Source organism: Candidatus Phycosocius bacilliformis, assembly GCF_003112735.1.
Classification (GTDB): domain Bacteria; phylum Pseudomonadota; class Alphaproteobacteria; order Caulobacterales; family Aquidulcibacteraceae; genus Aquidulcibacter; species Aquidulcibacter bacilliformis.
Map to the genome: position 1 here is coordinate 90,699 of NZ_BFBR01000006.1, position 18,774 is coordinate 109,472.

Here is an 18,774-nt window from a genome sequence, read left to right on the forward strand (position 1 = left end):
CTAAGCCCCCACCACATCCACCCCATCTTCGTGACCGAACAGCACGGTGCGGACGGTACGGGGGAAAGGGAGGAAGAGGCCGTTTTCAACGACACCGGGTATGGTGTTTAGCGCAGTGGCTGTTGCGGCCGGATCGGGGATAACACCACAGGCGCAATCAAGGATGAGGTTGCCATTGTCGGTCACATAGGCCCTGCCGGGGCTGCCGGCTTCGCGCAGCTTGATGTCTGCGGTTTGACAGCCTGTTGCCCGCAGCACGTCAAACACTTTTTTGGCGGTGATCGTAAAGCCAAAACTGACGACTTCCACCGGCAGCGCAAACGCGCCCAATTGGGCAACCTGCTTGGACCTGTCGGCAATCACCACCATATGATCGCTGGCATGGGCGATGATCTTCTCCCGCAACAAGGCCCCGCCACCGCCCTTGATCAGATTGAGATGGGGATCAATCTCATCGGCACCATCCACGGTTAGATCAATGCGGTCGGCCTGATCAATATCAATCAAGGCGATGCCCAAACTGGCGGCCAAACGGCGACTGGCTTCCGATGTGGGCACAGCACCAATGGTAAGGCCCTCTGCCACGCGATCTGCCAACATGGCGATGAAATGATTGGCGGTTGACCCGGTGCCAAGGCCAACAATCATGCCCGATTCCACATATTCAAGCGCCGCAGCGGCGGCCTGCATCTTGGCAAGATCCGTGGCAAGCCCGCTCACCCTTTAGTCCCCCGACGGTGGTGAGGCTTTAGCCGCTTTGGCGGCGGCCTTGCGGGCACGGAATTTGGTGGCCCAGCCGTCGAGATTGCGCTGTTCAGACCGCTCAACTGCCAATGCGCCGGCTGGGACGTCTTTGGTGATGACAGAGCCTGATCCCGTCATCGCCCCCTCACCCACACTCACCGGGGCAACCAACATGGTGTCTGAGCCGATAAAGGCATTGGCCCCGATCTCGGTATGATATTTATCGAACCCGTCATAATTACAGGTGACGGTGCCCGCCCCGATATTGGTCTTGGCCCCCACGGTGACATCGCCCAGATAGGTCAGATGATTGGCCTTGGCCCCGGCCCCGATCTTGGCCTTCTTGGTCTCAACAAAATTGCCAATATGGGCGTTTTCGCCAATGTCGCTGCCCGGCCGAATGCGGGCATAAGGCCCGATCAAAGCGCCGCGGCGGATGATGCAGTCTTCCAAATGGGAGAAGGCGCGGATGACGGCCCCGGTCTCAACCACCACTTTGGGGCCAAACACCACGTGAGGCTCCACCACCACATCGGCGGCAAGCTGGGTGTCATGGCTGAAATGGACCGTTTCGGGTGCAATCAATGTCACCCCCTCTAGCATGGCCTGATGGCGTCGGGCGGCCTGAAAGCGGGCCTCGGCAACAGCAAGTTCAACCCGGCTATTGACGCCCAAAACTTCAGCTTCTTGTGCGGGAACAGCCTTGGCCTTATGGCCACGGGCGCGGGCCAAGGCCACAACATCGGTCAAATAATATTCGCCTTTGGCATTGTCATTTTTAACCTCTGCCAACAACTCAAACAGCAGGGGCGCAGGTGCGGCCAGTACGCCTGAATTACACAGCCTTACGGTCAATTGCTCAGGGCTTGCTTCTTTGGCTTCCACGATGGCGGCAAGATCGCCCTCAGGGGTTTCAATCAGGCGACCATAGGCTCCGGGGTCCTCGGCCTCAAAGCCCAGAACCGAAACAGCATAACCTTCAGCAAGCGTGGTGAAAACGTGATCAGCAGTGGCCGCGCCGATCAAAGGCGTATCGGCATAGAGCACGATGGCATCGCCGCTAAATCCTGCCAGCGCGGCTTGGGCAGCGCGCACGGCATGAGCTGTGCCCAAAGGCGGGTCTTGCAGGGCGGTTGTGCCGGGTCCCAAAAGCGCCTCGGCCCGTGCCCGCGCATCTGGATTATGCGCGCCCACCACCACGACAATCTTCTCACATCCAAGACCGCGGGCCAGTGCAATCGTCCAGTCCAACATGGGTCGTCCACCGACCGGGTGCAGCACTTTAGAGAGCGACGATTTCATCCGCGTGCCGTGTCCGGCAGCAAGAATGATGGCAGCGCGTGACCGGGACATGAGGCTTCCTTCTGCTGTTCAATTGCTGATTCGGCTTGCGCCGAAGGGTTCAGCCTTCTAGCCCTCGTAGCTGTCGGCGGGCCAGAGGGAAACAGGAAAATCCTTGGTAAGAACCGATTGGATTACGTCTGGCCGGTGCCAGTGCGGACCAGAAGCAAAGGGATGGCACGGCCATGGGTGACAGTCTGGCGCGAGATCTACGCGGCTTTGCCATTTCGTTTGATCTCGACGGCACACTGGTGGACACTGCCCCAGATCTGGTACGCGCCACCAATGCCGTGATGGATCGGGCCGGATTGCCGCAAATCTCGCTCACAAGTGTGCGCGGCATGATTGGTCAAGGCGCGCGCGCGCTGGTGATCAAAGCCGGCCGAGCGGCCGGGGTAGAGTTTGACGAGGCTGCGCTGGCCGTCCATGTCGCCCATTTCCTTGAGGTGTATCAGGCTGGGCTGACGGATGAGAGCGTGCCGTTTGACGGCGTCATCGCCACATTGGAGGCCCTCGCCGCCCGTGGTGCGATTTTGAGTGTTTGCACCAATAAACCAGCTCATCTGGCGATGCCGGTCCTGCAAGCTTTTGACATGGCCCGCTTTTTTACTGCCATCATTGCCAATGGTCAGGCCGGGGTCAACAAACCTGATGGGCGTCATTTGAGCTATACAATCGAGACCAGCGGCGGGCATGTGGGGCGCGCGCTTATGGTGGGTGACAGCATCACCGACGTCCAAGCAGCCCGCAATGCCGGGGTTCCTGTGGTGTTGGCCAGTTTCGGATATACCATAGAAAAAGCGTCCGCCTTGGGGGCGGACGCTGTCTTTGATCACTATGCCGAACTGCCCGATTTGGTCGGGCGATTCCTGCCGGCTTAGCTTATGCCGCTTCGGTCACTGCCCGGCGACGGGGCAGGCCGTTGATCATGTCAGAGCGCACATCGGTGCGGCCCGAACGCATGGCTGGCACAAAGCCTTCTTCCACGAGATCCACGCTCACGTCATAACCGCGCTCGCGCCAATACTCTTGAATCTTCAGCTTCAAACGGCGTGCGCCGTCATTCGTGCAAAAATCGCCTTCCATTGTGGTCCTCATTGGTCTTGTTTTTGATTAGTGGGACAAACCTTCGTAAGCAGCGGTTTGTTTGGGATGGCGGCTTTAACAACACAAACCTGTCACATTCAAGGCGAATTTCGAAGTTTTTTGATCGCATCCGCGTGACCAAAAAATCATCCCCGCGGGGCTTGACATCAGTTTTTCTGAAACCTGCCTGAAATGGGCCAATTTTCAGCAAGAAATATGCTAATTTGCCTCGCTCCTTGGATAAATCTTGGCCAAATTTGCCAAATATGGACCCGATAGACAGGTCATTCTCTTGCGTCATTCTAAATCATAGGTGAATTGCATTTTTGCATGGAACCGATTTTTGCACTGAAATTGCCAAGATTCACCCCTGTTTTCGATCAAGCCGAGCGCACGTGCATGACAATCGAGCCCTTCTTCCGACCCAGACAAGACAGCCAGAGATTCGCCAATCAGGCCCAATTTGCCTGCAGCCCGGCGCGATGATTGGCACCTGCCCCCCTTGACGGCACCGCCGCCAAAGGCCAATACGCCGCCTCTCGCACGCAGGTTCCTATAACCGTGAGGCGACGGGCGATTAGCTCAGCGGAAGAGCACTGCATTCACACTGCAGGGGTCACTGGTTCAATCCCAGTATCGCCCACCATTAAATCAATAACTTAGCTGAGAACCAAAACGGGAACAAAAATTTGGTCCCCATATGGTCCCCATTTGACCAAATTTCGCCCCACGCAGATAAAATTGGAAAGCCCTAGGGTTGGACCTGACAAAACTGACAGAAGTGCCGTAAATGGGAATAGTCACCCCACCATACGCACCCGCGCATATATCTGGCATAAACATCATCCGCCCTCAAAGCAGATTGGCGGGCTTTACCCCGCCATACATCGTACGCGCGAACTGGTCTGAAATTCGCTCTTGCTCATACTCGCAATGTCGCAGCGAATTGAGTCTCTATTTATCTTCATCGTTGGCAGTAGCTTCTGGTGCCTTTGCTGCAGCTTCTTTTTGTGGCGCCTCACGTTCCCACTTCTGCGCAAATTTACGCTCATGATCCGCACCCTGTTGAAATCCAGAGTCAAAGGCCACTAATTGCATTCCGGCAACAAAGAGTGAAAGAGCGCCGACCTTAATGAATGCGAACGTCAAGACGCTGAGTTCGGGGAGCAAATTGTCAACAAAGAAGAGAATTATCGCGACACAAAAACATATCACAAAGATTTCCATAAAGAAGGTTGGCGGCTTACGTCCATTCTGACCATCCGGGACAGGTTGCCGAACAAATCCAAGCTTCCAAAATAGCGCGGAAACAGCGAAAGCTAAAACCAAGAAGCCTAAATCTACTTGCCAAGGAAATTCAGAGTTCCATCCAATACTGCTATCGTCCATAGCCGCTCTCCAAGGCAACTTCTATCAAATCTAATCGTAGGTCCTCAGAACTTCATTCATTGGTTCGAACGCGTCAAATCACAAACCTAGTCGGACCGATAAATCAGGTATCTGTCCCATTCATCGTTTACTCGTACTTAACGAACCTATTTAGCAAATGCATGGTTGCCAGCGTTTCCCGTAACAGCCATCTACCCAACTCATTTTCCGCACGCGAAGTGGTCTGAAAACTCAAACGCGATCCGGACAAATCGGCAATCCAAGCCACATCATACGTCACGCGCGCACTTGATGACATTTCAGCCCCCTTCGGGCGTAGGGCTTCAGAGATTTAACCCCAGAATCTCTAGGCTTGCGCGCTTGATAGCGCGGTCCTGCTTCCGGGCTGTAACCTCATAGTCCATTATTCGCGCCTTTAGCATTGTCGCCTGAATTGCCTCGTTTGCTTGGGGAGGGTCTGCCATAAGGGCCTTAACCCTCGCTCCTTCGATCTCCTGAAGTAAAGCCGTAATGAGGTTATCTCGGACATTGGGTGACGGCATTCTCAATTCGGCCACTCGCGTCCTAATGTCTGCGCGCCTAGCCAGCCTCCCAGCCGCCCGCCTGTCGCCATTATGGCCCGCAGCGCGATAGGGCTATAGCTGGGTGTCGCCTTCTGCTAGGCCGCGCAAGAGCGCCTCCACCAAAGCAGGAACAGAGTCCTGAATGTAATTATTTGCCATCAATGAAAGCCGCCTCAGAGTACTGCAAACTGGCTTCTCTTATTAATCCCTAATTAACCATGAACCAGCGCAATGATAAGCGGGCGCAAAGTTCGCCTTTCCACCATAGAAAATGGGTATATCAATATGATCAGCTTCACTATTACGGCCAAAAGCAACCAAAACACTATTACTTTCACCACGCATGTTTTGCTTGGTGAATTAGGTCCCGCAAACGCCAAATTCGCAACCGAGGAATGGCTTGAAGACATGACTTCTGATGCCATCTCACTTGGAAAGTGTGCATTTGAAGACGATCACAAGCGAAAGCCGCCAGCAAATTGGAGCTGGCAGGCGTCGAGAGACTAACGGCTTACAAGCAGGGCCTACCACCGCACACCCAGCCCACGCCGCACGATATGAGGCGCATGGGCGATGATGGCTAGATAGGCGCGTGTCGCCCGGCTGGGGACAGTCCCCCGCTCCCATGATCGGACGCTATCGACTGATAAGCCATAAATTGAGGCGAAGTCCTCACGCGAAAGGCCCTCACGCTCCCGAAGCGCTTTGACATCGATTGCATCGGGCACTTGTGCCGATCCTAGCGCCTCAAGGATTGGCGTACGGTTTTCAGCCTTCCAAGGCAGGCGACGCAACAGGCGGTGGTCACTGTGGCCGAAGTATATCGGGTAGGTGGTGCCTTCGGTTTTTGAAACGAGCAAACGCCCGCTCCAAAACAATTGAACTATCCATCCGCGATCGACGCTGACTGTGCTAACGCCCTACTGGCGTTCCGTGACAGTTTCTGTTCGGCCTTTTTTATGCGCGCTTTCGCCTCTACGACTTTATCGCCCTCGATAACATCACGCTTGAGGACCTCATGAGACAGGATATCCAGGATGGTAGTGGCTTCCGCCTTTACATCTGGAAACAACCTGCGAACCTCCTTTCGGACAGCTCCCACAACCCCATCCGTGAGGACGCATTGCGCAATGACAAACCTATTCAGAACTTGCGCATTTTGGTGGAAAGAGTTCATTGCGTCGCTGGCTTGTCCTTCTTTGGCGAGCAAAAGGAGCTTTGCTAGATCATCTTCCTTTCGGGCAGAAAGCTCACCCAGTTTAAAGCTTGTGACTTCTTCGTGCTCTATTGGCTGACTGAAACGCAAGCGAAACACGCGCCATTCGACCGCATTCGTAAGGATTACCCATTCAATCCCTTGATGGGCGCCATAGTTTACCGCCTGTCGCAAATGAGTGGCGTTTAGGTCAGTTCCGGCACTCTTTACTTCAATCAAAAATCGGATCTTGCCTTCGAGTCTAACTGCAAGATCGCAGAACGTGCCCCTAATCTGTTGTTCGCTAGTTAGCTCTTGGTATTTGTCGTATCCAAAAAGTTCCGCAAGCATGTCCTTTACGACTGTTACCGTATCCGCTTCAGACACATCACGCTCGCGCTGAGACACTGCAACATTTTGAAAAACTTTCAATTTGGCAACAATTCTATCCACAAATCTCTTTGGCAGTCTCGACATTTCATCCTCCCAAAAGGTCAACCCGAAAAATCAGCCTGAATTGCCTTAAGGTGTCAAGCGGCACTGAAGATTCCTAAGGTTGATTTGATTTTCTAGGTAAGAATCCAAATATCCCCGCTTGCCCAGACCACCGCACGGCCAACCCACTCCGCACATTGTCAAACGCTTTAGCTACGAGGATCATAGAGGCGCGCTTTTGCTCAGTTTGAAACGAACCCCGCCCCCCATTGTCGGAGGTGATCGGTGGAAACACCGTGATTTGCCCCCAATCCATTCGAAACCAATCCCACCTGCCCGTTTGCGCCACGCACCTCCCGCTAACCGCCGGTCTCGTCATCATGCCGCAACCCGAACTCCATTGTGGCTCCACACAAGCGTGGGCGTCTTGTCCTGTTTGCGAAAGGATCGGACCGCCATGATGCGCCACAGCCCCAAAGTCACCACAGATGGAAGGAAGGCTGAAAAGAAGCCGCGGACCACACGCACGAAACAAAATGCTGCTCTTGTCAGTCTGTCAGCTCTCATGGTTGCCTGTACGACTTTACCAGATGAACAGACCCCTTTTCGCCAAAACCATCCTGAACTGACAGAGGCCTCTGGCTTCCGCGCGAAAATTCTGGCCAGTCCGCCCCCTGAGCCCGCCATTGAAAGAGGTGCTGCCCTTGTCATCGACCCCATCCGCCTGTCTGCGGAGCATGCGACCGCTGCGGGCATAACGGCCGATCAAGCCGCTATTCTCAAGCTCGCCCTTGGCCGCCACGTGTGCACAGCCTTGTCAGATCAATTCGACATTGTGGCAGCTGACGGCGCGGCACAGGCCGCATCCGCATACCGTCTCAAGGCCGAAATATCCGAGGTCATTGCAACTGGCCGTGTTGGGGCCGCAATTGGCAATGCCACAGCCATGGTGTCACCACTCACCGGTGTCCGCCCGCCCGTTGGCCTCGGGGCGCTGACGGTTCAGTTTGAATTGTACGATGCCTCAGGTCGCGCGACGGCGGCCATGTTGTGGCGGCAAAAGGCTGATGTCATCAGCTCGGAGGCTTCTGTTTCCCCCATCGGGGATGCCTATGCGCTGACCGAATCCGCCGGGACCGCTTTCGCCGATCTTCTGAGCCAGCCGTCGAAGGGTTCCAAGGCGGTCAAAAGTCTAAAGCCAGCGCTTTTGTCAAAGCCGGACCCAGCATGTGAGGGCTTTGGTGGCTCGCGCGCCCGAGACGCGCTGGGCTTGTTGCCCATCCCCCCTCTGCCGCCGGAAGTGACTGAGCGCAAACGAAAGCCCAAGCCTTAAGAGATCGGTGAACAGGCAGCTTGCCATGGCCTATTCCACCGACGTTGCGGTTTGCTCAGACTGGACAAAGCGGCGGGTAAACAAGGCCTCCTGGCGGGCCTCATAATCTTTGAACTCAGTTCCACACAGGCGGTCCCAAAAGCGAAAATAGAGCCCGTAATTACCACCAGAGCGCTGATGGTGCATGTAATGGTGATAACAGGTCGTTTTCCAGCCAAGAATGGGCCATCTATGCCACGTGCGCGGGTAAATCTCAAAACCCATATGGCCGAGAAGATTGAACAAGGTCACCCCAAGACTGAAGGCCACAAGGCTGGCAGGATGCCATGGGATCACCAAGAGGATTACAAGGGCAAGTAAGCTATTGAGATCTTGGATGACCGATTCCACCGGGTGAAAGGAAAAGGTGGTAAAGGGTGTCGGCTCAACGCTATCATGGTGGACGCGGTGAAACAGGGGAAAGAGCTTGGGATGGTGCAAGGCCCGATGCGACCAATAAAAGCATGTGTCGTGAGCCAGGAAGAGAGCAAAGGTCGTTGCAACGACATAAATGAGCCCGCCAGGGCCGTGAATATCGCGATACATGTTGGCTTGTAGGGCCTCGTTCGACAAAACCAACCACAGGCCCGTCGCAATAGACAAGACGTTAGAGGACAGCGAAAAAGCAACCTCGCGCCAAATCTGCTCGCCGCTGTGGGATGGCTTGCGCGACAATTTCCGATTGGGGAACCATTTGGCTAAACCCCATGTGAAGATGGCAAAGAAAATGCCTCCATAGAGGAAGTATTCTCCATTGCTGGCCAAAACCATCGGCCAAATATCTGCTGAGCCGACATCAGATTTGGCCATTTGGGCAGCAGGTGTCAGCAGGATGATGAGGATTGCCAGCACAATTCCACCACTTGCGGCAACCGGAAATCGAAACCCACGCATGCATATCTCCTTGATCGTGCATAAGCCCAGTGCGCTTTGACGGTGGAGGGAGAATGGAGACGCGATGGCGTTTTGCGGGAGGCAGAACCCAAGACAGCCAAAAGTGGGCCTTAGGTTTTCAACAAAAAATCAGAGAATAACGCGCAAACAGCAACAAGTCGCTTGCATGAAAGTGCAAACCAAGCCGGGAGGCTCACCAAAGACCTATCGACCGCGCATGATACTCAAGGATTAGTGCGCACCTACCGGCTCGGCTTTAGCGCAATTCTTCACAGGCTGCGGCAGGTCTGCGGCCATATTGGAGAGCCAGCATTCATTGAAGACCGAGCAATAACAGGCTTGGACGCGGGCGTCGAAGCGAATCCGATCTATCGTCTCCCAGCGCTTTTGCCCATCTTTCGAGGCTGGATAGGACCATTTGAGGATGCGGCGGACCTCGCCCTGCGACAAAACACTCTGATTGATGGGGGTTGTCGTATAGGTGATCTGGCCTGTCCCCGTGTCGTTTACGAACTCGGACAATTCGCCATAGGTTTTGCCGCCGCTTTCAAGCTTGGTCCACATTACGCGCGCCGGCCCGGTGCCAACATTGGTGATGGTGAATTCCAAGGCTCGCTCGCCTGAATCGGTCACATTGCCGCTATCAAATTGCAAGATGGGCGTGGATTGGGCGCGCACCAGACGCTCATTCTCTTTCACCAGCGCTTCCATGGTTTGGCCAGTGTGGAGCGATACGAACAGGGAACCTGCCGATACCAACAGGATGGCAACGGCCATTACGATGTCAAACCAACGATGACCCGTACCATGGGCATGGGCATTATGAGCCGTTTCAGGGGCCTCAATCATCAGCGGACTCTCTGTTTCATCAGACAATTTAGACACTCAAGACCAAAGGGCTATCCACGCCAGCTAACCAGCCCCGTCAGACCTGTAAAGCCAAAAAATCGCCAATGTCCAAAATGAGAGCGCCCGACACCGTGCGTGGCGATCGCGTAGGCTGGTTGTGCGCAGCACACCAAAACAAGTACGCGCGCGGGGTTGCGGCAAGATTGTCCCGCTACCCCCGCAAAAATGCCAAAACCGGTACGAGGCTTTGGGCTGGATCTTCCTCATGTGGGACATGGCCAAGACCCGGGAAGGTCACAAGTCGGGCTTTGGGCAGGGCTTTCAAATAATCTTGCGCATTGGCTGGAGGAATCAGCGCGTCCCTATCACCCCAGAGCAAGAGAACGGGCTGAGAGATAGTGGGAAGAAGCTGACGGGGGTCTTCCAGAACTGTCTGCGCCATGCGGGCCAACAAAGCTTTGCGGCTGCCGGGGGCCAGTGTCAGATCATAATAGCGATCCAGCACAACATCGTCCAAGCGACTGGGATCGCCATAGGCGGCTTCGATATTGGGACGGTATAGGGCTTTGGGCAGCACATAAACCATAAGCGACAAAGTCAGAGGCACGTCAGCCTTTTGGCCATAGTTAAATCCCGGACTGGCAAAGCCATCAGGTGCAATGAGAACCAACCGGCTCACACGTTCTGGATGCCGGGCAGCCAACCCCCAGGCCAACCTGCCACCAATCGAATTGCCGATGATGACGGCGCGCTTGATCTTCAGCCGATCCATCAAGCCCAAGATCAATGCTCGGGTGCGTTCATCGGTGTAATTCCCAGTGGGATCAGGTGAGGACAGACCGGAGCCTGGTAAGTCAAGGCGCACCACACGATAGGATTGGCTGAGACTTTCAACCCAGCCATCCCAAGTTTGCAGGCTGGACCCAAAGCCATGCAGCAGGATGATGGCCGGGGCGGTCTTCGCCCCGCTTTCGCGCACATGCAGACTTACCCCGTCAATATCGATTAAATCCGCACGCGACTGCAGATACTTCGCCTCAAGCGATACGCGTGATTGATCAGGGGTCCATGCATAGGCCCCAAGGCTCATCAGGATCACCAGGCCTAGAACCGCAAGTAGACGCATCCCCATGCTTGTTCCCCCAATTCTTCTCGACTTCTCGCCAGCGCAGGCTTGGCTGGACAGGACAGAGTTTGCTCTTATCTTGCAGGTAAGCAGCCTGTGCACAACAGATTGGAGGTCCTGGATGCGTCACGTAACGCCAATGTTAGCTGGTTTGCCACCAAAGCGGATCGGAATGCCTTTGGTTGCAGCATTCTACCTGTTTGTGAGCGGTTGTGTTGCACCATCAGGCTTTTCCAACACAGTCCCCAATCCAGACGATGCAAAATATCATTCGCCCAATTGTCGGGCGATGCGTGCCATGGCTTCCGATCACGACTTCCGCGCCGCGTCCCGAACCGGACTGGCAATCGCGGCAGAAACTTCTCGAGAGCGGCTTAGAGAATTACCGTCGACCCGGGTGCTGGCAGCGGAACAAGAACGCGGTGCGCTTATTACCGCCGGCATGACCTATCATTGCACTTCATGATGATCAGCCATTGGGACCGCGATCAAGTCCTTCCCCTGCGCCGCCATTCCCACGGGGCTTCAAAGTTTCCAGTCCAGATGCCAACCCGCCGATTTCGAGCCTCATATTCATGCGACCGATAGTCTTGAGAATAGCGGCCAAAGGCCAATGCGTGGCCATTGCGGACCATCCAGGCCTGCAAGTCTTCCCCAGCTAGAGAACAACGCGCGACGATACGGTCATACCGATCCTTGCCGGTGGGCTGACAGGATACAGGGCGGGCACCAACTTTGTCTGACAAGGCAAAGGCGGCGCGTTGTCCACAGCGATATGGCTTGCCGGACTGGTCCTCGCACAATTGTCGGGTTTCGGGGGCATCAATGCCAAACAAGCGGATGCGTTCACCCTGCACCTCCAACGTATCGCCATCAATCACAGATGCACGGCCGACAATGGGGGTTCCAACCACACCCACACGGGAATCTCGCGCCTGGGCATCTCGCGCCTGGGCAGTTCCGCCATCGGCAATCGAGATACCGAGCAATGCGAGTATGAGCAGACCGCCCCCGGAGAAGGCAGGGGCAAGTATCTGGCTATTCAAACGCAGGTACTGGTTAAATCGAAACACGATTGCAGGCATAGCAGCTTGAAGGTGAACAGGTGATGAGGCCCTGCACCATCATTTGCCAGTCGGTTCAATGACTGCTGGAATCAAACTCTTGTGAATGGCGCTCCGACTAAGTCTCAAAGCCAACAAACGTTGCGGCCTCAGCAACGCTTTTGCGCTCTGACACCACGGCATTCGCCGGGAACGTCTCATCGGGCCAACCAAGCGCAATGGCCTTCATAATCACCTGGTCGTCAGCAATCCCCGCATGTTCGCGAACAACAGGTGATTGCATAATGCCTTGGCTGTTGATGACCGCGCCAAGCCCACGCGACCATGCCGCATTGACCAGCGCAGTGGCCACCGCCCCGCAGTCAAAGGCGGTATCATCGCTGCCAGCCAGCACTTTGTCATAGGTGATGATGACACATACCGGGGCGTCAAACTGGCGGAAGCCGCGCAAAACCCAGTCCTGCCGCGCAGGTTGATCATCCCGGGCAATGCCCATCGCGGCAAACAATTGCTTTGCCACACCAATCTGACGCTCTCGGTGAACGCCTGCAAAAGGCTCACCAATGCGAAATTCGCGCGAATGCGGGATGCCAGCCAAATTGCGCTCTGTATTGCCGGCCCGAATCCGATTGAGCGGCTCGCCGGTCAACACATAAAAATTCCAAGGCTGGGTGTTCATGGAGGATGGCGCACGCATCGCCAGTGTCAGAATTTCCTCAATAAGCGCCCGCGGCACCGGATCAGGCTTATAGCCGCGAATGCTGCGCCGCCCCAGAATGACCTCATCAAAGTCCATGACCTACCTCCTTATGCACTGTGCGCGGACCAAAAAGGCCAACCAGTTCTGGTTGGCCTTTGGTCGTGCATGATCCTCTTGGGAATGGCCTGATCAGGCCGCGGCTTTGTCGCCGGCGCTCAAAGCCGCATAGCGCTTCAAATGCCAGTCAGCACTACCGGCTTGGGTGTCGATCATGGTTAGGCGTTTGAAATAGTGGCCGATGGCCAGCTCATCCGTCATACCCATGCCACCGAAAATCTGGATGGCATTTTGACCGACAAAGCGCCCACCGCGACCAATTTGGGTTTTGGCAGCGGCACAGGCTTTTGCCCGCTCCAACGCATCATCTTCGCCACAGCGGATTGCTGCCAGATAGGCCATCGAGGTTGATTGTTCGGTCCACATGAACATGTCGACCATACGGTGCTGCAGGACTTGGAACGAGCCGATGGCCACGCCAAATTGCTTACGCTGGCGGGCATAATCAACCGTCATGGCATGGGCCACCCGCATGGCACCGACAGCTTCGGCACATAAAGCCGCGATGACATTGTCTTGGGTCTCTTCCAGAGCAGGGAGAATGCCATCCACGGGGCCAATTACGGCATCTGCCCCAACCGAGACATTTTCCAGATAGACATCGCTGGCGCGCAGACCATCGACGGTTGGGTAATCCTTGGTCGACACACCGGCAGCAGACTTAGATACGAGGAAAGCCGAGAGACCAGCGCGCTCGCGCTGGCCGCCAGCCGTCCGGGCAATCACGATCAGCGTATCGGCCTGAGGGCCACCAATCACCACCGCCTTATGACCATTGAGGATGTAGCCCGCGCCATCCTTTTTCGCCGTGGTGCTGACGTCAGCCAAATCATAGCGGCTCTTGGGCTCTGCAGCTGCCAGAGCGTAAATCCCCTCGCCTGTGGTGATCCGGCCGCCATGCTCTTCATGTTGTGCGGCCGAGCCCGCCAAGCGAAGCAAATTGCCGCTGGCGACAACGGAGGGAATGAAAGGCTCAACCACCAAGCCTTTGCCAAACTCTTCCATAATGACCAGATTGTCGATCGCGCCGCCGCCAAGGCCGCCCATGGATTCTGGCAAAGGGGCCATCATCAGCCCCATTTCGGCCAATTCGGCCCAAATTTCAGGTCGCCAGCCAGCCTCGGACTGGATGGCCTTACGACGCGTGTCGAAATCATATTTCTGCTGGACCAGCTTTGCGATGGAATCCCGCAGCATGTTCTGTTCGTCGGTGAAATTGAAATCCATGTGGACGTTCCCTGAGTTCGCGCCTGTTCAGGCCTGCTTTATGGCTGAATTGATAGCGCGTTTGGCGGGCGATGCTAGGGGGTGAAGAAGGTTTAATTCAGGTCATTGCAGATAGAGCGAAACTGAAAATGACAAAGGGCGGACCCTCGCCCGCCCTCTGCTGAGACAAATGCGGCTGCTCCATCACCCCAGACGGGCGAGAGAGGCCTCATATTTGGCCCGTTCGGCCTCGTAACTGGCCTTGCGCTCACGCTGTTCTTCAATCACGTCGGCTGGGGCCTTAGCAACAAAGCCTGGATTATCGAGTTTGCGGGCAACTGTTTCGATCTCTTTGGTACAGCGGGCAATTTCCTTACCCAGGCGGGCTTTTTCCGCACCAATATCCATCACCCCGGCCAAGGGGATCGCCACAATGGCCTCACCCAGAACAAAGGTGACGCTGCCAGCGGGGGCAACATCGGCGACCACCGAATATTCAAGCCGGGCCAAACGATCGATTTCGGCCTGATAGCGTTCAAGCCGTTGAGCTGTCGCCTTGGAAGCCCCGATCAACAAAGCGGGCACTTTGGCCCCGGCAGGCACATTGGTTTCACTGCGCAAAGAGCGCAAGCCCGTCACCAGATCGACCACCCAGCCCACTTCTGCTGCCGCAGCCTCATCAATCAGCGACACTTCCAGGCGTGGCCAGGATTGCCCAATCAACATGCCAGCACGTTTGGGCCCAAATTCGGCGGTTTTGTCCCACAATTCCTCGGTGACAAAAGGCATGAACGGATGAAGGATTTTCAGGATCTGATCGAGGACCCACGCCACTGTTTTGCGGGTTTCAGCCTTGGCAGCCTCATCCTCACCATTGAGCAGGGGCTTGACCAATTCCAAATAGAGATCGCAGAAAACACCCCATACGAAGGCGTAATTGGCCTGTGCGGCTTCATCAAAGCGATGGCTGGCGAGGGCTGCCTCAACCCCATGGGCGGTCTTGGTCAGTTCTGAGATGATCCAGCGGTTGAGCGTATGGGTCACTTCGGCGGGATCAAATGCCTCCCACAAAGTGCATTCATTCATTTGGGCAAAGCGGGCCGCATTCCACAATTTCGTGCCGAAATTGCGATAACCCTCCACCCGCTTGTCACTCATGCGGATGTCACGGCCGGGACCTGCAGCAATCGCCAAAGTAAAGCGCAAAGCATCGGCACCATAAGTGTCGATCAACACGGTCGGATCAATGATATTGCCCTTGGACTTGGACATTTTCTTGCCGTGCTCATCAACCACACGAGAATGGATGACCACAGTTGAGAATGGTGCCTTACCGGTAAAGTGACAGCCGAACATCATCATCCGGGCAACCCAGAAGAAGATGATGTCAAACATCGTCACCAATGTGCTGGTGGGATAAAAGCGCTCAAGCTCCGGGGTTTGCTCGGGCCAGCCCAGCGTCGAAAACGGCCATAATCCTGATGAGAACCAGGTGTCGAGCACATCCTCATCTTGGTGCAACACCACGTCCTTGCCATGCTTGGCGCGCGCGGCAGCCTGCGCCTCAGCCTCGCTCTCTTCAACATAAATGTTGCCGTCTTCATCATACCAAGCCGGAATCCGATGACCCCACCACAATTGGCGCGACACACACCACGGCTCGATATTGCGCATCCATTGATAATAGGTCGCAGTCCAGCTTTCAGGGACGAATTTGGTTTCCCCACTCTCCACCGCTTTAAGCGCATTGACCGCAAGCTTGGCGGCATCCACATACCACTGGTCAGTCAACATGGGCTCGATGACCACATCGGACCGCTCGCCCAAGGGCTGTGTGATTAGCTTGTCTTCGACTTTGAGCAACAGGCCGCGCGCATCGATATCGGCGACCACTTTCTTGCGGGCTTCAAACCGGTCAAGGCCGCGATAGGCCTGAGGTATATAGTCAACGTCCAGCATTCGGCCCTTGGTATCGAGCAGAACGAACATATCGATATTGTGGCGTCGGGCGACTTTATAGTCGTTGAAATCGTGCGCCCCGGTGATTTTCACAGCCCCCGAGCCAAAGTCTGGGTCAGGATACTCGTCTGCGATGATGGGGATCAGACGGTCAGCCAATGGCAATAAGCAGCGCTTGCCGACAATTGGGGCATAGCGTTTGTCATCGGGATGAACGGCCACGGCTCCGTCGCCCAGCATGGTTTCAGGCCGGGTCGTTGCGATGGAAATATAGTCACGCGTTTCATACTCAGTTGGCTCGCCATTTTCGTCAAAGGCGATGGGAAACTGATAGGTCTCGCCATTTTCCAGCGGATATTTGAAGTGCCAAAAATGACCAGCACGTTCTTCATTGACCACTTCGAGGTCAGAAACCGCCGTTTCGAAATGCGGGTCCCAATTCACCAAACGCTTGTCGCGATAAATGAGGCCCTCTTTGTACAATTGCACGAAGACTTTTCGGACCGCTGCGGACAAGCCCTCATCCATGGTGAAGCGCTCCCGGCTCCAGTCACAGGATGCGCCGAGCCGCTTGAGCTGGGTCGTGATGGTCCCCCCGCTTTCGGCCTTCCACGACCATACGCGCTCAAGGAATTTCTCCCGGCCCATTGTCCGGCGGCTTTCGTTTGTACCAGACTGTGCGAGTTGGCGTTCCACCACCATTTGAGTGGCAATTCCCGCATGGTCGAGACCAGGTTGCCACAGCACGGATTTCCCGCGCATGCGCTCAAACCGGCACAGAATATCCTGCAAGGTGCAATTGAGCGCATGACCAATGTGCAGAGAGCCCGTTACATTGGGAGGCGGAATGACAATCGAAAAGGTTTCGGCGTCTGGGTCCTGCTTGGGCTTGAAGGCACCCGATTTCTCCCACGCATCATAAAGGCGCGGTTCAGAGGTTTGGGCAGAAAAATGACTGTCGAGCATGTGGGTTCCAGATCATATTGATGGGCGGGGGCGCTTTGACCCAGCCTGCCAACAAAAGCGGCGCTGGCATATCATGCCAGCGCCTGTTCTTTGAAGACTTTCTGCTGTTGGAAGAATGAGCGCGCTATCGAGCTCAGCAGGATGGCATTAGAATGAGCGCCGCGCAATGCGGGCAACTTCAGCCTCGACCTTTTCTGCCACGATCCGCGGCAGATTAGCATCCAACCAATCTTTCAACATTGGCTTTATCAACTCACCCACCATCGCTTCGACCGTATTTCCGGAAATGAACACGCCGGGCAAGGTGGTGTTGGGTGCAAGACGGGCGAATTCAGTCGAAGCACGGTCTGCAATCGGATCGCTAACCAGACCTTGATCGAATGGGAAGCTGGGCGCGGGCTTAGGTGCTGGTGCGGCCATAACCGGTGCAGGGGGTGGCATTGGGGCCGGTTCCGGCTCCGCCCAGCGGTCTTCGACAATGATCTCATCAAGCGCCACTTCAGGCTCGTCGACAGGCAACGCATCAAAGTCAAAGTCGGGCGATACCGTTTCAGGCATCTCCATAACAGGCTCATTCAGCTCAAGAACCTCATCCTCGAAGTCAGGGGCAGCCTGAACAGGTGCTGGCGCAGCATCTTCTGCAGCCGGCGCGCTCTCGTCCTCAGAAATAATCCGACGGATCGAGGCCAGGATCTCTTCCATCGTTGGTTCGGCTTGTGCGTCTGCTGCGCTCATTTCATCCCCACTGTGTGCGAATCGCACCTGAAGTTCAGTAAGCTAACGTGGATTAGCAATTAAAGTCTAGCGATGCGGCGAATCTGACAACAATTCGTTAAAATGTAAAAACAGGTTCGGCAGCAAAGCCAGGTAATTCTGGAACAAACGCATCAAAAACAATGCGTCCAGCCACAGTCGACCCGCTCTTTGTAAGAATATTGGCAACCCCGACAGCCCCTTTGTGAATCACAAGGCATAGCCGTCCGCCCTCTGAAAGAACCTCTGTCCAACTGTCAGGGTAGGTTTGCACTGCCCCATCGACAAACACCACATCAAACGGGCCAGCCGGTGGGTTTGTCAGCTTACCCGTCACACAGGTGACGCCGGCAATATCGGTTGGAACTTCATCCACCAAAGTCACAGCACAGCCCAATGCGGCAAAGACCGCTGCGCTATAGCCGGCCCCACCACCGATCACCAATACGCGCTCACCGGCCAGTACTCGGCCCGCTTGGGCTAATTTGGCAAAGTCGCGCGGCTTCCACAGAAGTCGGCCAGATGGGGTTGGGATTTCCACTTCGGCATAGGCAAATTCGCGCTTTTCCGGGATTACGAACGCCTCGCGCGCCACTTTACGCATGGCTGACTGTAGCGCTAGGTCGCTGACATCATTGGTGCGAACCTGACTTTCGATCATCGTGTCGCGTGCTGCGGCGAAATCCATGACGCTTCCCCATCGGTGCAAACGTGCCAAGCAGGCATAATCAGCATGCCCACTGCCCTGCTCACCCCTTACAAGTAATCGGGTCAAACGAGCAAGAATGCACGGCTGCCCAAACCAGTTGGCACAGCAATCAGTTGCAGCTTCAACCTGCACACATTCATTGCCCGTCAAGGCATGCTCTGTTACATCGCCGCACCCACCCGCTTTCTTTCGCGTCTCGAGGGCCTCGTGGCGGAGTGGTGACGCAGCGGATTGCAAATCCGTGTACCCCGGTTCGATTCCGGGCGAGGCCTCCATCACACGCCCTGATCCTAAATCTGACCGATT

Annotated in this window: 19 protein-coding genes and 2 tRNA genes; 6 read left to right on the forward strand and 15 right to left on the reverse strand. The window is 55.5% G+C overall.

Annotated elements, in window-relative coordinates:
• Both rpiA and glmU read right to left on the reverse strand, forming a co-directional pair.
• Nucleotides 1–690 carry a ribose-5-phosphate isomerase RpiA gene (gene rpiA, locus PbB2_RS10380; RefSeq protein WP_108985254.1) on the reverse strand — a complete coding sequence of 230 codons (690 nt, stop codon included), beginning with the start codon at nucleotides 688–690 and terminating at the stop codon, nucleotides 1–3.
• 33 nt (nucleotides 691–723) lie between these two features.
• Nucleotides 724–2,097 (reverse strand): bifunctional UDP-N-acetylglucosamine diphosphorylase/glucosamine-1-phosphate N-acetyltransferase GlmU, encoded by a 1,374-nt coding sequence (gene glmU, locus PbB2_RS10385; protein ID WP_108985255.1) that lies wholly within the window; start codon nucleotides 2,095–2,097, stop codon nucleotides 724–726.
• A gap of 173 nt (nucleotides 2,098–2,270) precedes the next feature.
• On the opposite strand from glmU, the gene PbB2_RS10390 reads away from it, so the two are divergent.
• Nucleotides 2,271–2,966: an HAD-IA family hydrolase gene (locus PbB2_RS10390; protein ID WP_108985256.1), complete on the forward strand. Its 696-nt coding sequence runs from the start codon at nucleotides 2,271–2,273 to the stop codon at nucleotides 2,964–2,966.
• Nucleotide 2,967: 1 nt separating this feature from the next.
• On the opposite strand, the gene PbB2_RS10395 is transcribed toward PbB2_RS10390, so the two are convergent.
• Nucleotides 2,968–3,171: a phosphoglycolate phosphatase gene (locus PbB2_RS10395; protein ID WP_108985257.1), complete on the reverse strand. Its 204-nt coding sequence runs from the start codon at nucleotides 3,169–3,171 to the stop codon at nucleotides 2,968–2,970.
• A 571-nt stretch (nucleotides 3,172–3,742) separates the two neighbouring features.
• Between PbB2_RS10395 and PbB2_RS10410 the strand changes: the two genes are divergently transcribed.
• A tRNA-Val gene (locus tag PbB2_RS10410) sits at nucleotides 3,743–3,817 on the forward strand.
• A 308-nt stretch (nucleotides 3,818–4,125) separates the two neighbouring features.
• Here the strand turns inward: PbB2_RS10410 and PbB2_RS10415 are convergent.
• The gene (locus tag PbB2_RS10415; RefSeq protein WP_108985260.1) at nucleotides 4,126–4,560 is read right to left on the reverse strand and encodes a hypothetical protein; all 435 of its coding nucleotides are present in this window, start codon (nucleotides 4,558–4,560) and stop codon (nucleotides 4,126–4,128) included.
• Nucleotides 4,561–5,408: 848 nt separating this feature from the next.
• Here PbB2_RS10415 and PbB2_RS10425 point away from each other — a divergent pair.
• Nucleotides 5,409–5,630: a hypothetical protein gene (locus PbB2_RS10425; protein WP_133245781.1), complete on the forward strand. Its 222-nt coding sequence runs from the start codon at nucleotides 5,409–5,411 to the stop codon at nucleotides 5,628–5,630.
• A gap of 17 nt (nucleotides 5,631–5,647) precedes the next feature.
• Here the strand turns inward: PbB2_RS10425 and PbB2_RS10430 are convergent, their stop codons facing one another.
• Nucleotides 5,648–5,983: a helix-turn-helix domain-containing protein gene (locus PbB2_RS10430; RefSeq protein WP_192576289.1), complete on the reverse strand. Its 336-nt coding sequence runs from the start codon at nucleotides 5,981–5,983 to the stop codon at nucleotides 5,648–5,650.
• 23 nt (nucleotides 5,984–6,006) lie between these two features.
• Nucleotides 6,007–6,795, reverse strand: coding sequence for a type I restriction enzyme HsdR N-terminal domain-containing protein (locus PbB2_RS10435; protein WP_133245782.1), 789 nt, complete (start codon nucleotides 6,793–6,795; stop codon nucleotides 6,007–6,009).
• Nucleotides 6,796–7,210: 415 nt separating this feature from the next.
• Here PbB2_RS10435 and PbB2_RS10440 point away from each other — a divergent pair, with 415 nt between their 5' ends.
• A complete protein-coding gene (locus PbB2_RS10440) occupies nucleotides 7,211–8,086 on the forward strand; it encodes a DUF3313 family protein (RefSeq protein ID WP_108985265.1) in 876 nt (291 codons plus the stop codon).
• Between the two features lie 30 nt (nucleotides 8,087–8,116).
• On the opposite strand, the gene PbB2_RS10445 is transcribed toward PbB2_RS10440, so the two are convergent.
• From PbB2_RS10445 to PbB2_RS10455, 3 genes are all read right to left on the reverse strand, one after another.
• Nucleotides 8,117–9,019, reverse strand: coding sequence for a sterol desaturase family protein (locus tag PbB2_RS10445; protein ID WP_108985266.1), 903 nt, complete (start codon nucleotides 9,017–9,019; stop codon nucleotides 8,117–8,119).
• A 231-nt stretch (nucleotides 9,020–9,250) separates the two neighbouring features.
• On the reverse strand, nucleotides 9,251–9,895 hold the full coding sequence (locus PbB2_RS10450; protein ID WP_133245783.1) for a hypothetical protein: 645 nt from the start codon (nucleotides 9,893–9,895) through the stop codon (nucleotides 9,251–9,253).
• A gap of 184 nt (nucleotides 9,896–10,079) precedes the next feature.
• Nucleotides 10,080–11,000: an alpha/beta fold hydrolase gene (locus tag PbB2_RS10455; protein WP_305790464.1), complete on the reverse strand. Its 921-nt coding sequence runs from the start codon at nucleotides 10,998–11,000 to the stop codon at nucleotides 10,080–10,082.
• Between the two features lie 115 nt (nucleotides 11,001–11,115).
• Between PbB2_RS10455 and PbB2_RS10460 the strand changes: the two genes are divergently transcribed.
• Complete coding sequence (locus PbB2_RS10460) at nucleotides 11,116–11,460, forward strand: hypothetical protein (protein ID WP_133245784.1); 345 nt, start codon at nucleotides 11,116–11,118, stop codon at nucleotides 11,458–11,460.
• A gap of 22 nt (nucleotides 11,461–11,482) precedes the next feature.
• On the opposite strand, the gene PbB2_RS10465 is transcribed toward PbB2_RS10460, so the two are convergent.
• From PbB2_RS10465 to PbB2_RS10490, 6 genes are all read right to left on the reverse strand, one after another.
• Nucleotides 11,483–12,040, reverse strand: a complete 558-nt coding sequence (locus tag PbB2_RS10465) for a thermonuclease family protein (protein WP_238164969.1) — start codon at nucleotides 12,038–12,040, stop codon at nucleotides 11,483–11,485.
• A 136-nt stretch (nucleotides 12,041–12,176) separates the two neighbouring features.
• On the reverse strand, nucleotides 12,177–12,854 hold the full coding sequence (locus PbB2_RS10470; RefSeq protein ID WP_108985270.1) for a nitroreductase: 678 nt from the start codon (nucleotides 12,852–12,854) through the stop codon (nucleotides 12,177–12,179).
• Between the two features lie 93 nt (nucleotides 12,855–12,947).
• Complete coding sequence (locus PbB2_RS10475) at nucleotides 12,948–14,102, reverse strand: acyl-CoA dehydrogenase family protein (RefSeq protein ID WP_108985271.1); 1,155 nt, start codon at nucleotides 14,100–14,102, stop codon at nucleotides 12,948–12,950.
• 183 nt (nucleotides 14,103–14,285) lie between these two features.
• Complete coding sequence (locus PbB2_RS10480) at nucleotides 14,286–17,006, reverse strand: valine--tRNA ligase (RefSeq protein WP_108985272.1); 2,721 nt, start codon at nucleotides 17,004–17,006, stop codon at nucleotides 14,286–14,288.
• 147 nt (nucleotides 17,007–17,153) lie between these two features.
• Nucleotides 17,154–17,741, reverse strand: a complete 588-nt coding sequence (locus PbB2_RS10485) for a DUF2497 domain-containing protein (protein WP_108985273.1) — start codon at nucleotides 17,739–17,741, stop codon at nucleotides 17,154–17,156.
• A gap of 97 nt (nucleotides 17,742–17,838) precedes the next feature.
• Complete coding sequence (locus PbB2_RS10490) at nucleotides 17,839–18,447, reverse strand: protein-L-isoaspartate O-methyltransferase family protein (RefSeq protein WP_108985274.1); 609 nt, start codon at nucleotides 18,445–18,447, stop codon at nucleotides 17,839–17,841.
• Nucleotides 18,448–18,669: 222 nt separating this feature from the next.
• On the opposite strand from PbB2_RS10490, the gene PbB2_RS10495 reads away from it, so the two are divergent.
• A tRNA-Cys gene (locus PbB2_RS10495) sits at nucleotides 18,670–18,743 on the forward strand.
• The last annotated feature ends 31 nt before the right edge of the window (nucleotides 18,744–18,774 follow it).

Bases quoted from the DNA above. Each gene is read 5' to 3' on its own strand.
- PbB2_RS10445 (WP_108985266.1), bottom strand. From the start codon at position 9,019: ATGCGTGGGTTTCGATTTCCGGTTGCCGCAAGTGGTGGAATTGTGCTG.
- PbB2_RS10390 (WP_108985256.1), top strand. From the start codon at position 2,271: ATGGGTGACAGTCTGGCGCGAGATCTACGCGGCTTTGCCATTTCGTTT.
- rpiA (WP_108985254.1), bottom strand. From the start codon at position 690: ATGCAGGCCGCCGCTGCGGCGCTTGAATATGTGGAATCGGGCATGATT.
- PbB2_RS10460 (WP_133245784.1), top strand. From the start codon at position 11,116: ATGCGTCACGTAACGCCAATGTTAGCTGGTTTGCCACCAAAGCGGATC.
- PbB2_RS10415 (WP_108985260.1), bottom strand. From the start codon at position 4,560: ATGGACGATAGCAGTATTGGATGGAACTCTGAATTTCCTTGGCAAGTA.
- PbB2_RS10490 (WP_108985274.1), bottom strand. From the start codon at position 18,447: ATGGATTTCGCCGCAGCACGCGACACGATGATCGAAAGTCAGGTTCGC.
- PbB2_RS10470 (WP_108985270.1), bottom strand. From the start codon at position 12,854: ATGGACTTTGATGAGGTCATTCTGGGGCGGCGCAGCATTCGCGGCTAT.
- PbB2_RS10395 (WP_108985257.1), bottom strand. From the start codon at position 3,171: ATGGAAGGCGATTTTTGCACGAATGACGGCGCACGCCGTTTGAAGCTG.
- PbB2_RS10435 (WP_133245782.1), bottom strand. From the start codon at position 6,795: ATGTCGAGACTGCCAAAGAGATTTGTGGATAGAATTGTTGCCAAATTG.
- PbB2_RS10480 (WP_108985272.1), bottom strand. From the start codon at position 17,006: ATGCTCGACAGTCATTTTTCTGCCCAAACCTCTGAACCGCGCCTTTAT.
- PbB2_RS10425 (WP_133245781.1), top strand. From the start codon at position 5,409: ATGATCAGCTTCACTATTACGGCCAAAAGCAACCAAAACACTATTACT.
- PbB2_RS10475 (WP_108985271.1), bottom strand. From the start codon at position 14,102: ATGGATTTCAATTTCACCGACGAACAGAACATGCTGCGGGATTCCATC.
- PbB2_RS10485 (WP_108985273.1), bottom strand. From the start codon at position 17,741: ATGAGCGCAGCAGACGCACAAGCCGAACCAACGATGGAAGAGATCCTG.
- glmU (WP_108985255.1), bottom strand. From the start codon at position 2,097: ATGTCCCGGTCACGCGCTGCCATCATTCTTGCTGCCGGACACGGCACG.
- PbB2_RS10455 (WP_305790464.1), bottom strand. From the start codon at position 11,000: ATGGGGATGCGTCTACTTGCGGTTCTAGGCCTGGTGATCCTGATGAGC.
- PbB2_RS10440 (WP_108985265.1), top strand. From the start codon at position 7,211: ATGATGCGCCACAGCCCCAAAGTCACCACAGATGGAAGGAAGGCTGAA.